The organism is Xanthomonas sp. JL1 (assembly GCF_038405005.1).
Genome location: NZ_JBBYGR010000004.1, coordinates 32,236 through 44,785, shown reverse-complemented (window position 1 = coordinate 44,785; position 12,550 = coordinate 32,236). Strand labels below are relative to the sequence as shown.

The following is a 12,550-nucleotide window of genomic DNA, read 5'->3' as shown; positions in this document are numbered from 1 at the left end:
CCCTGTTTCTCGCGGGCCGCGCCAACCTGATTTTTTAAGCGCCCGCTCCAGCAGGCTCATTCCTTCATCGTCCACTTCGCTCCACTTGGCAAAGTAGGAATGCACCGTGCGCCACTTCGGAAAGTCACTGGGCAACGCACGCCACGGGCACCCTGTCCGTAGCAGATACAGCACTGCGCACCACACCTCATACATATCCACTGTCACAGGCTTGGTGCGCTTGCGGGCTTGCTCCAGAATCGGGCGGATTTGCTCGAACCGCTCACGGCTCATGTCACTTGGATCGTTCTTCTTGCGCATTCGTGGAGTTTGCATGGTTTGAATAAGATCGTGAACAGGTTCTAAGGGCAGCAAGCGCCCAAGCGCAACGCGCCGTCTCGATGGTCGGCGCGCGCGTCCTGCCGGCTCTTACAAATCCCGAATCCCCACCCCCAGGCCTCGGCTACACACTCAGTCGTGCGCGTGCGGGGCCGGCGCCTGCGCGCCGCTTTCGAGCTGGTCGAGGAAATCCACTGCGCGACGCAAGTGCGGGATCACGATGGAGCCGCCGACCACCAGGCCGACCGAAAAGGTTTCGAAGAACTCTTCGCGGCTCACGCCGGCTTCCTTGCACTGGGCCACGTGATAGCTGATGCAGTCGTCGCAGCGCAGCACCATCGAGGCGACCAGGCCGAGCAGCTCCTTGGTCTTCACGTCCAGGGTGCCGGCTTGATAGGTCTGGGTGTCCAGCGCAAAGAAGCGCCGCACCACTTGGTTCGGCTCGGCCAGGATGCGCTGATTCATGCGCTGACGGAATTCGGTGAATTCGCGCAGGCGGTCGGCGCTGCCTTCGTCGGAACCACTCATGCCTGACCGCCCGCGCTGCCGGCCAACAACTGCTCGAGCTTGCCGGCCCGGTGCATGGCCATCATGTCGTCGTAGCCGCCCACATGGACGTCGCCGACGAAGATCTGCGGCACGCTGGTGCGCTTGGCCAGGGCGACCATCTTGTCGCGCTCGGCCGGATCCAGGTCGATCCGCACCTCGGTCCAGGTCTTGCCCTTGCTCTTGAGGAAGTTCTTGGCTGCCACGCAATACGGGCAAATGGCCGAGGAATACAGGGTGATCTGCGGACCGGAGGCCGCGCCCTGATCGGTATGGTCTTGGCTCACGGGAAACTCCGTGGTTGGTATGGGGTCTGACACATGGTACCGGGCGACTGGAATTTCCATGTCCTCACCGCAACACTGCGGGTTAACCGATGATTCACGCCGTCGCGCCGTGCTGCCCGCATGCTCCGCGAACTACCTGGGAGTTCCACTTGCGCCTGCTACCGCTCGCCACTGCCCTCACGCTGGCTGTTGCCATGGGTGTGACACCTGCGCAGGAAAACCGCCTGCCCGACATCGGCTCGTCGGCCGGCGAGTTGCTGACCCCGGCGCGTCAGGCCGAGTACGGCAAGATGATGCTGGCCGAGTTGCGCAACTACGACTACGTGCTGGACGACCCGCTGATCACCGACTGGCTGCAGACCATGGGCACCCGGCTGGGCGCCAACAGCGACCAGCCGCAGCAGCCGTTTACGTTTTTCATGCTGCGCGATCGCCAGATCAATGCGTTCGCCACGCTCGGCGGCTATGTCGCGGTCAATGCCGGGCTGGTGTTGACCGCCGAGCGCGAGGACGAAGTGGCGGCGGTGCTGTCGCATGAAATCGCCCACGTCACCCAGCAGCACGTGCTGCGTGCAGTGGAGCGCGCGCAGCGCGACCAGATCCCGATCCTGCTCGGCATGCTGGCGGCGGTGGTGGCGGCGCAGCAGGCCGGTGGCAACTCCAAGGGCGACGCCACCATGGCCACCATCACCAGCGCGATGGGGCTGATGCAGCAGCGGCAGATCGACTACACCCGCTCCAACGAATCCGAAGCCGACCGGCTGGGCATCCGCACGCTGGCGCGCAGCGGTTACGACGTCGATGCGATGGCCGGGTTCTTCGAGCGCATGTCGGTGGCGATGCGGGCCAATGAGGGTGGCTACAGCGCGCCGGATTTCCTGCAGACCCACCCGGTGACCGTCACCCGCATCAGCGAAGCCAAGGCGCGCGCCGAGCAGATGAAAAAGAACACCGTGGTGCTGACCACCTCGGTGCCGGGTGGAAGCCGCCAGGAACGCGTGGACCCGGCCGACCCGTCGCTGTCGGAGCCGCTCAGCCACAACGGCAACGCGCTGCTGCCCTACGCGCTGCGACTGCCGGTGGACGCGCTCAGCCGCGGCGCCGACCAGCAGGGCTTCGATTGGGCGAAAGAACGCCTGCGCGTGCTCAGCGCAGCCACGCCGGATGCAGCCATTCGCGAATACGAAAACCTGCGCCGCAGCGCAAAGCAAGGCTTGAGCGATGCGCAACGTTATGGCCTGGCGCTGGCAAAGCTGCGCAACAGCGGCGGGCGGCCAAGCGAGCCGGTGGCCGAGCTGAGCAGCCTGCTTGAGGCTCATCCGGATAATCTGTGGCTGGCGCTGGGCCTGAGTCAGGCGCAGGCGCGCGTGGGCCAACGCGAGGCGGCCAATGCACGCTTCGATGCGTTGCTCAAGCAATTGCCGAACAACCGTGCGGTGGCGCTGACTTATGCCAGCGCACTCAACGAGCAGGCCAGCAAGGAGTCCGGCCAGCGCGCGCGCCAGGTGCTGGAGCCGTTGGTGCACCGGAGCAGCGACGACCCGCTGCTGCAACAGAGCTACGCCCGTGCCTGCGAGCTCTCCGGCGACCAACTGCGCGCCAGCGAAGCGTATGCGGAAGCGGCGTTCTTGAACGGTCGCGCCGAACAGGCACTGATCCAGCTGGAAGCGCTGAAAAAGAAAGATCTCGACTATGTGACACGGGCGCGCGTGGATGCGCGCATCGCCGCCATCACGCCGACCGTGCTAGAGCTGCGGCGCCAAGGCATTCGCGACCCGGATTTATCCACCCGCTGATCGCTGATGCGCGTTGCCGGCTGTGGGCGGCCGAGCGACCATCTGCCGGCAATGGAACTGCCGAGCCCGCTTCGCCAGGCCATCCCCATCGCCATCGCATAAGCGGCGCGAGCGACGTCACATTAGAGTCACAAAACCGTAGTCTACTGACGATCACCAAAACCAGACGGTAAGCCCCGCGTGCAGAAACGCATTCTGATCGTCGATGACGAACCCGCGATCCGCGACATGGTGGCGTTCGCGCTACGCAAAGGCGAGTTCGAGCCCATCCATGCAGGCGATGCCCGCGAGGCGCAGACCGCCATCGCCGACCGCGTGCCGGATCTGATCCTGCTGGACTGGATGTTGCCGGGCACCAGCGGGCTGGACCTGGCGCGGCGCTGGCGCAAGGAGCAGCTGACCCGCGATATTCCGATCATCATGCTGACCGCGCGCGGTGAGGAAAACGACCGCGTCGGCGGCCTGGAAGCCGGCGTCGACGATTACGTGGTCAAGCCGTTCTCGGCACGCGAGCTGCTGGCACGCATCCGCGCGGTGATGCGGCGCACCCGCGAAGACGACGAAGACGGCAGCGTGGCGGTGGGACGCCTGCGCATCGATGGCGCCGCGCACCGCGTGTTCGCCGGCGATGCGCCTGTGCCGATCGGCCCGACCGAATATCGCCTGCTGCATTTCTTCATGACCCACCCGGAGCGCGTGTATACGCGCACCCAGCTGCTGGACCATGTCTGGGGCGGCAGCGTATATGTGGAAGAGCGCACCATCGACGTGCATATCCGCCGCCTGCGCAAGACGCTGGAACCATTCGGCCTGGAAAACATGGTGCAGACCGTACGTGGCTCGGGCTATCGTTTTTCTTCGGCGACCTGACGTGCCGTAAAGCCCCCCGGCCGCGTTCTGGCCGGGTGGCTGCCTACCTGACGCTTCGTGGTAACGCCTTCCATGCCTCAACACATCCGTTCCGCCTGGCTCAAGACGCTTGGCACCCTTGCGCTGTTGTTGGGCGCTGCCGTCTTCGCTGGCGTGCTGATCGGGCATGTGTGGATGGCGCTGACGCTCACCGCGCTGGGCGTGCTGGCCTGGCACTACTGGCGGCTGCGCCAGGTGCTGCGGCGGCTCACCGCGCGTCAACGGGCCGAGCCAGCCGCCGGTATCGGCGCCTGGAACGAACTGGACCGTCTGCTGTATCGCAGCCAGGCCGAAATGCGCGGGCGCAAGCGGCGCCTGATCGAAATGTTGCGCACCTACCGCGCCGCGGCGCAGGCGCTGCCGGATGCGGTAGTGGTGGTGGATCGCAACAGCCAGCGCGTGCAGTGGTTCAACAAGGCGGCGGGCGGTTTGCTCGGCTTGCACCATCCCGGCGACATGGGCGTATCGGTGGTGGAGCGGCTGCAGCCGTTGCCGCTGGCGCATTGGCTGGCAGCCGGGCGCAACGCCGAACCGATGCTGGATGCCGCCTCGCCGGCGGACCCGGATCTGCGCCTGAATCTGCGCCTGATTCCGTATTCCGACGACTACTTGTTGCTGGTGGCACGCGATGTCAGCAAGTTGCTGCGACTGGAGCAGGTGCGCCGCGATTTCGTCGCCAACGTCTCGCATGAACTGCGTACCCCGCTGACGGTGGTGCATGGCTATCTGGACATGCTCGACCCGGAAGACTTTCCGGAGTCGGGCCCGATGCTGGCGGAGATGCGTAAGCAGTCGCAGCGCATGGCGCAGCTGGTCGAAGATCTGTTGACGCTGTCGCGGCTGGAATCGCAGGAAGAACTCGGCGAAGAGCATGTGGCGATGGCGCCGATGCTGTCGACCCTGCGCCGCGAGGCCGAGGCGCACAGCCAGGGCCGCCACACCGTGGAGGTGATCGACGAGGCCGGCGTGGATCTGCTCGGCTCCAACAAGGAACTGCATAGCGCGTTTTCCAACTTGGTCACCAACGCGGTGCGCTACACGCCCGGCGGCGGCACGGTGACGATCCGCTTTGTGCGCGAAGGCGATGGTGCCGCGCTGGCCGTGCGCGACACCGGCTACGGTATTCCGGCCTCGCATCTGCCGCGCATCACAGAACGTTTCTATCGCGTGTCCAGCAGCCGTTCGCGCGAGAGCGGCGGCACCGGGCTCGGTCTGTCGATCGTCAAGCACATCCTGGGGCTGCATCAAGCGCGCCTGGACATCGAAAGCGAAGTGGGACGCGGCAGCGAATTTTCGTGCCATTTCGTCGCTGCGCGCGTCGTGCAGCGCGAGCCATCGGTGCCACTGTCACACTCGGCGTAATATGTAGTCAGTACGCGTCCAGCGCGGCGCAATGGTCGCGTCCCGCGCGCGCCGCATCGCCTGCGCTGCAGTTGCGCGGTAACCACGCACATACTCCGTCTTGATGATCGATTCCATGGGCCACGCCAAAGAACTGCACGACATCACACCCGGCGACGACATCGCCACCGATCCGTTGCGTGATACGGCGCTGTACATCAACCGCGAGTTGTCGCAGCTGGACTTCAACTTCCGGGTGCTGGCGCAGGCGCTCGATGAGCAGGTGCCATTGCTGGAGCGGCTGCGCTTCCTGTGCATCTCGTGTACCAATCTGGACGAGTTTTTCGAGATCCGCGCGGCCACCGTGCGGCATGCGCAGGAGTTCGGGCTGCCGCCGGCACCGGACGGGCTGAGCCCAACCGCCATCCTCAACGCAGTGCACGATCGCGCCGCCAAGTTGGTCGAGCAGCAATACCACGCCTGGAATGAAGTGCTGCGCCCGGCGATGGAAGACGCCGGCGTTGCCGTGCTCAGCCCCTCGGCATGGACCTCGCGCCAGAAACGCTGGCTGCGTGCCTACTTCCGCAACGAGATCATGCCGGTGCTGTCGCCACTGGGGCTGGACCCGGCGCACCCGTTCCCGAAGATCCTCAACAAGACCTTGAACATCGTGGTGGTGCTGGAAGGCCAGGACGCGTTCGGCCGCGCCGGGCATCTGGCCATCGTGCGCGCACCGCGTTCGCTGCCGCGCATCATCCAGCTGCCGGCCAGCCTGTCGCCGGAGGGCGCGCAGAGTTTCGTGTTCCTGTCGTCGGTGTTGTCCGAATTCGTCGACGAACTGTTCCCGGGCATGCAGGTCATGGGCTCGTATCAGTTCCGTGTCACCCGCAATTCCGAACTGGTGGTGGACGAGGAAGAAGTCGAAAACCTGGCGCTGGCCTTGCGCGACGAGTTGGTCACGCGCGGCTACCGGCCGGCGGTGCGGCTGGAGATCGCGCACGACTGCCCGGCGCCCATCCTGCGCACCTTGCTGCAAAATTTCGGACTGAACGAGAACGCGGTGTACCGCATCATCGGGCCGGTCAACCTGAGCCGCGTCACGCAGGTCTATGACCTGGTGCAGCGCCCCGAGCTCAAGTACCACTCGTTCAATCCGCGCACCTTGCGCGACACCGAGGGCATTTTCGAGATCGTCAAAAAAAACGATGTATTGCTGCATCACCCCTTCGATGCCTTCACAGCGGTGCTGGATGTCATCCGCCAAGCTGCGGTCGACCCGAACGTGCTGGCGATCAAGCAGACGCTGTATCGCACCGGAAAGGATTCGCTGATTGTCGATGCACTGATTCTGGCCGCACGCAACGGCAAGGACGTCACCGTGGTGGTGGAGTTGCGTGCGCGCTTCGACGAAGAAGCCAACCTGGGCCTGGCCGACAAGCTGCAGGAAGCCGGCGTGCAGGTGGTCTACGGCGTGGTCGGCTTCAAGACCCACGCCAAGATGCTGCTGATCGTGCGACGCGAGGGTCGCAAGCTCAAACGCTACGTGCACCTGGGCACCGGCAATTACCACAGCGGCACCGCGCGCCTGTATACCGACATCAGCCTGATCACCGCCGATGCCGAGATCGGCAATGACGTGCACATGCTGTTTCAGCAGTTGTCCGGGCTTGCGCCGCGCATGAAGCTGGAGCAGTTGCTGCAGTCGCCGTTTACGCTGCATGCCGGTGTGCTGAAGCGGATCGATCGCGAAACGCGGCTGGCCCGCAAGGGTCGCCCGGGCCGCATCATCGCCAAGATGAATGCCCTCAACGAACCGCAGGTGGTGCGTGCGTTGTACACGGCATCGCAGGCCGGCGTGCAGATCGATCTGATCGTGCGCGGGGCCTGCACGCTGCGCCCCGGCGTGCCGGGCGTGTCGGACAACATCCGCGTGCGCTCGATCGTGGGGCGCTTTCTGGAACACAGCCGCGTGTACTGGTTCGGCAACGACGGCGCCGCCGAGTTGTATTGCGCCAGCGCCGACTGGCTGGAACGCAACCTGCTGCGGCGGGTGGAGACCTGCTTCCCGATCCTGGAACCGGACCTTGCCAAGCGCGTCTACCGCGAAGTGCTGCAGAACTATCTGGACGACAACGTCAGCGCCTGGGAACTGGACGCAGAGGGCGTGTACCACAAGCGCACGCCTGCCCCGGGCGAGCCACCGCATTCGGCGCAGATGACCTTGCTCGATCGGATCTGAGTAACGCTGCAGCAGGCACTGTGGGAAGCCGTTCGCAAAGGCGGGCGTCATGCTCGCACCTGCAGCCTGCAGGTGGCACCCAGCGATTCCGAGCACCGACCGCACCCTGACGCTGAGAGGCCCACGCAGGGCCTCTCACGGGGCCAACGGACCATCGGCTACCATGCGGCCATGCCAATGCCCTCCCCCACGATTCCGCCCCTGCGCGATGGCGATTTTCTTGCCGCCATCGACCTAGGCTCCAACAGTTTCCACATGGTCATTGCGCGCTGCCTGATGGGTCAGCTGCGCGTCGTCGATCGCCTGCGCGAAACCGTGCGCATGGCCGATGGCCTGGATGGCAAAGGTGGGCTCTCCAATGAAGCACGGCAGCGCGCGCTCGAATGCCTGGCGCGGTTCGGCCAGCGCATTCGTGACGTGCCTTCGCTGCGCGTGCGCGCGTTGGCAACCAACACGGTGCGTCAGCTGCGTTCGCCGCAAGCGTTTCTGATGCCGGCCGAAACCGCGCTGGGTCATGCGATCGAGGTGGTCAGCGGGCGTGAGGAAGCGCGCCTGATCTATCTCGGCGTGGCGCATGCGCAGCCGCCCAAGCCCGACCAACGCCGGTTGGTGATCGACATCGGTGGCGGCTCGACCGAGTTCATCATCGGTCGCGGGTTTCAGACGCTGGAACGCGAAAGTCTGCAGGCCGGCTGCATTGCCAGCACGCGGCGGTTTTTTCCCGGCGGTAAATTGTCGAAGAAAAAATGGAAGGATGCGCTGACCGAGATCGGCGCCGAGTTTCAGCAGTTCGCCGGCCAGTACAAGGCGCTGGGCTGGCACGAGGCGATCGGCTCGTCCGGCACGCACAAGGCCATCGGCGAGATGTGCGCGGCAATGAAGCTGACCAAGGGCGCGATCACGGCGCAGGCGCTGCCGGCGCTGCGCGATGAGTTGCTCAAGGCCAAACGCATCGAAGACATCCAGCTGGCCGGCCTGGCGGCCGAACGGCGGCCAATCATCGCCGGTGGCATCTTGGTGCTGGAAGCTGCGTTCCAGGCGCTGGGTCTGGAGAAACTGATGGTCAGCAAGGCGGCGATGCGCGAAGGCATCCTGTACGACATGCTTGGCCGCGGCGGCGAAAACGATCCGCGCGACAGCTCGGTGGCCTCGCTGGTGCAGCGCTACGGGATCGACGAAGTACAGGCAGCACGCGTGGAAGCCACCGCCTGCCGCTTGTTCGACCAAGTCTGCGAATCCTGGCAACTGGATGGCGACGATGCGCAAGTGCTGCGCCGCGCCGCACGCCTGCACGAGCTGGGGCTGATCATTGCGCACAGCCAGTACCACGTGCACGGCAGCTATATCCTCGAGCACTCGGATATCGCGGGGTTTTCACGGCAGGAACAGCAGGTACTGGCCGCGCTGGTGCGCACGCATCGGCGCAATGTGCCCAAGACCGCCTTCGACGCCCTGCCCGACCGCGTGCTGCTGCCGACCCGGCGCAAGGCCGCGCTGCTGCGGCTGGCGGTGTTGCTGCACCGCGCGCATGATCCGGACCCGATTCCGACCCTGGAACTCACCGCCGACGACACCCAGCTGTCGTTGATCCTGTCGCAAAGCTGGATCGACTCGCGCCCGCTGCTGCGCGCCGACCTGATCGGCGAAGTCGACAGCATGGCCGGCCTGGGAATTGCGTTCAAACCGTTTGTGACCTGAGGCCGGGGGCCTCAGGCGGGATTGGAGAATCGGGATTCGCTCGAATCCAAAACTCCACCGTCCTCGCGATTCGTGCTGAAGAAATAATCTTGCTTTTGCGAATCCCTAATCTCCAATCCCGTCGCACGTGTCACTGCCACGTCTTACTAGCGCAACATCAATGCCATCGCCCTCCCGGAAGCTAGCCAAAACGGGAGAACGGGCATGCGCTACGCGATCGTTACCGAAACCTATCCCCCCGAGGTCAACGGTGTTGCGTTGACCGTGCACGGCCTGGAAACCGGCCTGCGCGCGCGCGGACACCAAGTGGATGTCGTGCGTCCACGCCAGAGCGCCGACACCGCAGCGACCGATGCGCTACTGGTACGCGGTGCATCGCTGCCGCGCTACCCGGGATTGAAATTCGGCCTGCCGGCCACGCACCGTCTCGTACGTCATTGGCGCAGCACGCAACCGGATGCGATCTATGTGGCCACGGAAGGCCCCCTGGGCTGGTCGGCAATGCGCGCAGCACGCCGGCTCGGCATTCCGGTCGCCACCGGCTTCCACACCCGCTTCGACCAATACCTGCCCGATTACGGCGCCGCGTGGCTGCAGGGCACCGCGCTGCGCTGGATGCGGCGCTTCCACAACCAGGCCGAAGCCACGTTGGTGCCCACGCGCGAATTGCAACAGTTTCTGCGCGAAGACGGCTTCGAGCGCGTGCGATTGCTGGCGCGCGCAGTGGACAGCCAGCAATTCGATCCAGGTCGTCGCGATCTTGCATTGCGCGCGGACTGGGGCATCGAGGGCGAAGGCGTTGCCGCCATCTACGTCGGGCGCATCGCCAACGAAAAGAATCTGCCGCTGGCCGTGCGTGCCTTTCGCAATTTGCAGCAGATTCGCCCGAAAGCGCGCTTCGTGTGGGTGGGCGATGGCCCGGCACGCGAGAAGATTGCCCACGACAATCCGGACTTCATTTTCTGCGGCATCCAGCGTGGCGATGCATTGGCGCGTCACTTCGCCAGCGGTGATCTGTTCCTGTTCCCCAGCCGCAGCGAAACCTTCGGCAATGTGACCCTGGAAGCGATGGCCAGCGGCGTGGCGACAGTCGCTTTCGATTACGGCGCCGCACGCGAGTATCTGCGCAACGGCCATACCGGCGCGGCGGTAGATACCGACGAGGCCTTCATCCAGGCCGCCGTCGCACTCACCGAAGACGATGCACTGCGCCAGCGCATGGGCACGGCAGCGGCACAGGCGATGAAAAAACTGCATCCGGACAATGTGGTGTCCGATTTCGAAGCCTTGTTGCTGGGAATCAGCGCTGCACGGGGGCGTTATGTCGTCAACGCGGCTTGAGGTCTTGCGCGGTCACGAAGCGCGCTGGTGCCGACGCGCCAATCTGTGGTGCCGACGCAACCCGGTACGGCGCGTCTTCGCCTCCATCAGCCGTCTAGGCGACGGCGTGTTCTGGTACGCCTTGATGGGGTTGCTGGTGGTGCTCGACGGCATGCATGGCGTGCGTGCATCGGCGCACATGGCCGCCACCGGCGTGCTTGCATTGATGCTATACAAGGCGCTCAAACGCTGGACCCGGCGTCCGCGCCCGTATGCGGCGGACGTGCGCATTCGCGCCTGGGTGGCACCGCTGGACGAGTTCAGCTTCCCCTCCGGCCACACGTTGCATGCGGTGTCCTTCAGCATCGTGGCACTGGCCTATTATCCCTGGCTCGCCCCTTTGCTGGTGCCGTTTTCGGCCGGCGTGGCGCTTTCGCGCGTGGTACTGGGGCTGCACTATCCCAGCGACGTACTCGCCGCCACGGTGATCGGTGTGCTGCTGGCGAGCCTGTCGCTGTGGGGGCTGCCGGTGGTGTTGGGCTAAGCGCCAGCCATGGGGAGGCGCGGCTGACTGACAGGCAGGCGGAAAGAGAGACCGACGAGCAACCCGGACGGAACCAAGCAGGCAGCAGCGCTTCTTCGCCTCACCCTTCTCCCTGCGGGACATTGTCCTACTTGATGGGGGAGAAGGCGCCCTGCAGGGACGGATGCGGGTAGGTGCGAGGCCTCATGCACTTGCCGTCGATTGGTCTGGCACGATCAATTGTTCTTGCACGGAGGTTGATAATGAAACCGTATGGCGCAGCGGTGCGATTTCAGCGTGTGGCTTCGCCCCGTACCTTCACTCCTACCCTCTCCCGCAGGGAGAGGGGCGAGCTGCGAGCTGCGTTTCGCTCTTGACGATAGCCGCTGCGCATGACGCTCTGGTGCCGAGTCATGCTCACGAGCGCCACACCTGCGTGACCACTGATCAGAGGCATCAGACGTCGGGCATTGGGCAACTGACACGGATCGCCAGTCGCTTCGAAGCCAATGACTGACGCGTGCCACCAATAGCAGATCGACAAGCCCAACTTCTGATACCAAATCACTTATCAACCGTGATCCGCCAATCTCGACTCTCCACTCCCGAATCACAAATCTCGCATCCTTGCCCCTGACCGCCCCGCGCTGCCGCCGTACAATGGCGCAATGACCACCCTGTTCATTTCCGACCTGCATCTGGATCCGGCCCGGCCGGCGATTACCGAGTTGTTTCTGGATTTCCTGCGCACGCAGGTGCGGGGCAGCGACGCGCTCTACATCCTGGGCGACCTGTTCGAAGCCTGGATCGGCGACGACACCCCGTCCACGGCCGCCGATGCGGTGGCGGTGGCGCTGCATGCGGTCGCCGATGCCGGCGTGCCGGTGTTCTTCATGGCCGGCAACCGCGACTTCCTGGTGGGCGAAACCTACGCACAGCGCGCGGGCTTCCGCATCCTGCCCGACCCCACCGTGATCGATCTATACGGGCACACCACGCTGCTGATGCACGGCGACCTGCTGTGCACCGACGACACTGCCTACCAGGCGTTTCGCGCACAGACGCGCGATCCGGTATTTCAGGCGCAGTTCCTGGCCCAGCCGCTGGCCGCACGCGTGGCGTTCGCGCAGCAGGCGCGCGCGGCCAGCCAGGCGCGCCATGCAGAACTCAAGCAGGGCGACCAGTCGAACGTTGAAACCGTCACCGACGTCTCGCCGGCCGAAGTGGAAGCCACCTTCGTGCGTTACGGGCTGGATCGGCTAATCCACGGCCACACGCATCGCCCTGCCATCCACACCGTACAGGCCGGCGGCAACACCTGCACGCGCATCGTGCTGGGCGACTGGTACGAACAAGGCTCGGTCTTGCGTTTGGATGCCGATGGTGTGTCGCTGGAGCAGTTCGCGCTGTAAGGCAGCGCATCCACACGCTGTGCCTGCAACGCAAGACACCGTGACGCTGAATGACATGCGCGCGCCGGGTCATCTCAAGCGCGCCTTACGCGACCGCCTCGCCGCTACGCAACGGCTGTCGTGGCGCTTGCTGACATCTGCGCGCAGTCAGTCTGCACTGG

General features: G+C 64.9%; 11 protein-coding genes. 8 read left to right on the top strand and 3 right to left on the bottom strand.

Annotation, left to right across the window (positions count from 1 at the left end):
* The 3 genes from WJW29_RS00705 to grxC all read right to left on the bottom strand — a co-directional run.
* Nucleotides 1-300 (bottom strand): transposase (locus tag WJW29_RS00705; protein ID WP_146760417.1); only part of this gene is annotated, 300 nt, incomplete at its 3' end.
* A 150-nt stretch (nucleotides 301-450) separates the two neighbouring features.
* Entirely contained in the window at nucleotides 451-846 is a 396-nt protein-coding gene (locus tag WJW29_RS00700) for a carboxymuconolactone decarboxylase family protein (protein WP_011260099.1), read from the bottom strand.
* Nucleotides 843-1,151 (bottom strand): glutaredoxin 3, encoded by a 309-nt coding sequence (gene grxC, locus WJW29_RS00695; RefSeq protein WP_012445944.1) that lies wholly within the window; start codon nucleotides 1,149-1,151, stop codon nucleotides 843-845. Before grxC ends, WJW29_RS00700 begins: the two co-directional genes overlap by 4 nt.
* A gap of 89 nt (nucleotides 1,152-1,240) precedes the next feature.
* Here grxC and WJW29_RS00690 point away from each other — a divergent pair, with 89 nt between their 5' ends.
* The 8 genes from WJW29_RS00690 (at nucleotide 1,241) to lpxH (ending at nucleotide 12,389) form a co-directional block, all read left to right on the top strand.
* On the top strand, nucleotides 1,241-2,947 hold the full coding sequence (locus WJW29_RS00690; RefSeq protein ID WP_027703647.1) for a M48 family metalloprotease: 1,707 nt from the start codon (nucleotides 1,241-1,243) through the stop codon (nucleotides 2,945-2,947).
* A 180-nt stretch (nucleotides 2,948-3,127) separates the two neighbouring features.
* Entirely contained in the window at nucleotides 3,128-3,817 is a 690-nt protein-coding gene (phoB, locus tag WJW29_RS00685) for a phosphate regulon transcriptional regulator PhoB (protein ID WP_011260102.1), read from the top strand.
* 72 nt (nucleotides 3,818-3,889) lie between these two features.
* Nucleotides 3,890-5,218: a phosphate regulon sensor histidine kinase PhoR gene (phoR, locus tag WJW29_RS00680; RefSeq protein ID WP_012445946.1), complete on the top strand. Its 1,329-nt coding sequence runs from the start codon at nucleotides 3,890-3,892 to the stop codon at nucleotides 5,216-5,218.
* 115 nt (nucleotides 5,219-5,333) lie between these two features.
* Nucleotides 5,334-7,436 (top strand): polyphosphate kinase 1, encoded by a 2,103-nt coding sequence (gene ppk1, locus WJW29_RS00675; RefSeq protein WP_011260104.1) that lies wholly within the window; start codon nucleotides 5,334-5,336, stop codon nucleotides 7,434-7,436.
* Nucleotides 7,437-7,613: 177 nt separating this feature from the next.
* Complete coding sequence (ppx, locus tag WJW29_RS00670; RefSeq protein WP_012445948.1) at nucleotides 7,614-9,134, top strand: exopolyphosphatase; 1,521 nt, start codon at nucleotides 7,614-7,616, stop codon at nucleotides 9,132-9,134.
* A gap of 204 nt (nucleotides 9,135-9,338) precedes the next feature.
* Complete coding sequence (locus WJW29_RS00665; protein ID WP_011409294.1) at nucleotides 9,339-10,475, top strand: glycosyltransferase family 1 protein; 1,137 nt, start codon at nucleotides 9,339-9,341, stop codon at nucleotides 10,473-10,475.
* Complete coding sequence (locus tag WJW29_RS00660; RefSeq protein ID WP_011409295.1) at nucleotides 10,456-10,998, top strand: phosphatase PAP2 family protein; 543 nt, start codon at nucleotides 10,456-10,458, stop codon at nucleotides 10,996-10,998. Before WJW29_RS00665 ends, WJW29_RS00660 begins: the two co-directional genes overlap by 20 nt.
* 647 nt (nucleotides 10,999-11,645) lie before the next feature.
* Nucleotides 11,646-12,389, top strand: coding sequence for a UDP-2,3-diacylglucosamine diphosphatase (lpxH, locus tag WJW29_RS00655; RefSeq protein ID WP_011260108.1), 744 nt, complete (start codon nucleotides 11,646-11,648; stop codon nucleotides 12,387-12,389).
* Nucleotides 12,390-12,550 lie beyond the last annotated feature (161 nt).

Coding starts and splice junctions, on each gene's coding strand:
- WJW29_RS00700 (WP_011260099.1), bottom strand. CDS start 846: ATGAGTGGTTCCGACGAAGGCAGCGCCGACCGCCTGCGCGAATTCACC.
- WJW29_RS00690 (WP_027703647.1), top strand. CDS start 1,241: ATGATTCACGCCGTCGCGCCGTGCTGCCCGCATGCTCCGCGAACTACC.
- phoR (WP_012445946.1), top strand. CDS start 3,890: ATGCCTCAACACATCCGTTCCGCCTGGCTCAAGACGCTTGGCACCCTT.
- ppk1 (WP_011260104.1), top strand. CDS start 5,334: ATGGGCCACGCCAAAGAACTGCACGACATCACACCCGGCGACGACATC.
- ppx (WP_012445948.1), top strand. CDS start 7,614: ATGCCCTCCCCCACGATTCCGCCCCTGCGCGATGGCGATTTTCTTGCC.
- WJW29_RS00665 (WP_011409294.1), top strand. CDS start 9,339: ATGCGCTACGCGATCGTTACCGAAACCTATCCCCCCGAGGTCAACGGT.
- WJW29_RS00660 (WP_011409295.1), top strand. CDS start 10,456: ATGTCGTCAACGCGGCTTGAGGTCTTGCGCGGTCACGAAGCGCGCTGG.
- lpxH (WP_011260108.1), top strand. CDS start 11,646: ATGACCACCCTGTTCATTTCCGACCTGCATCTGGATCCGGCCCGGCCG.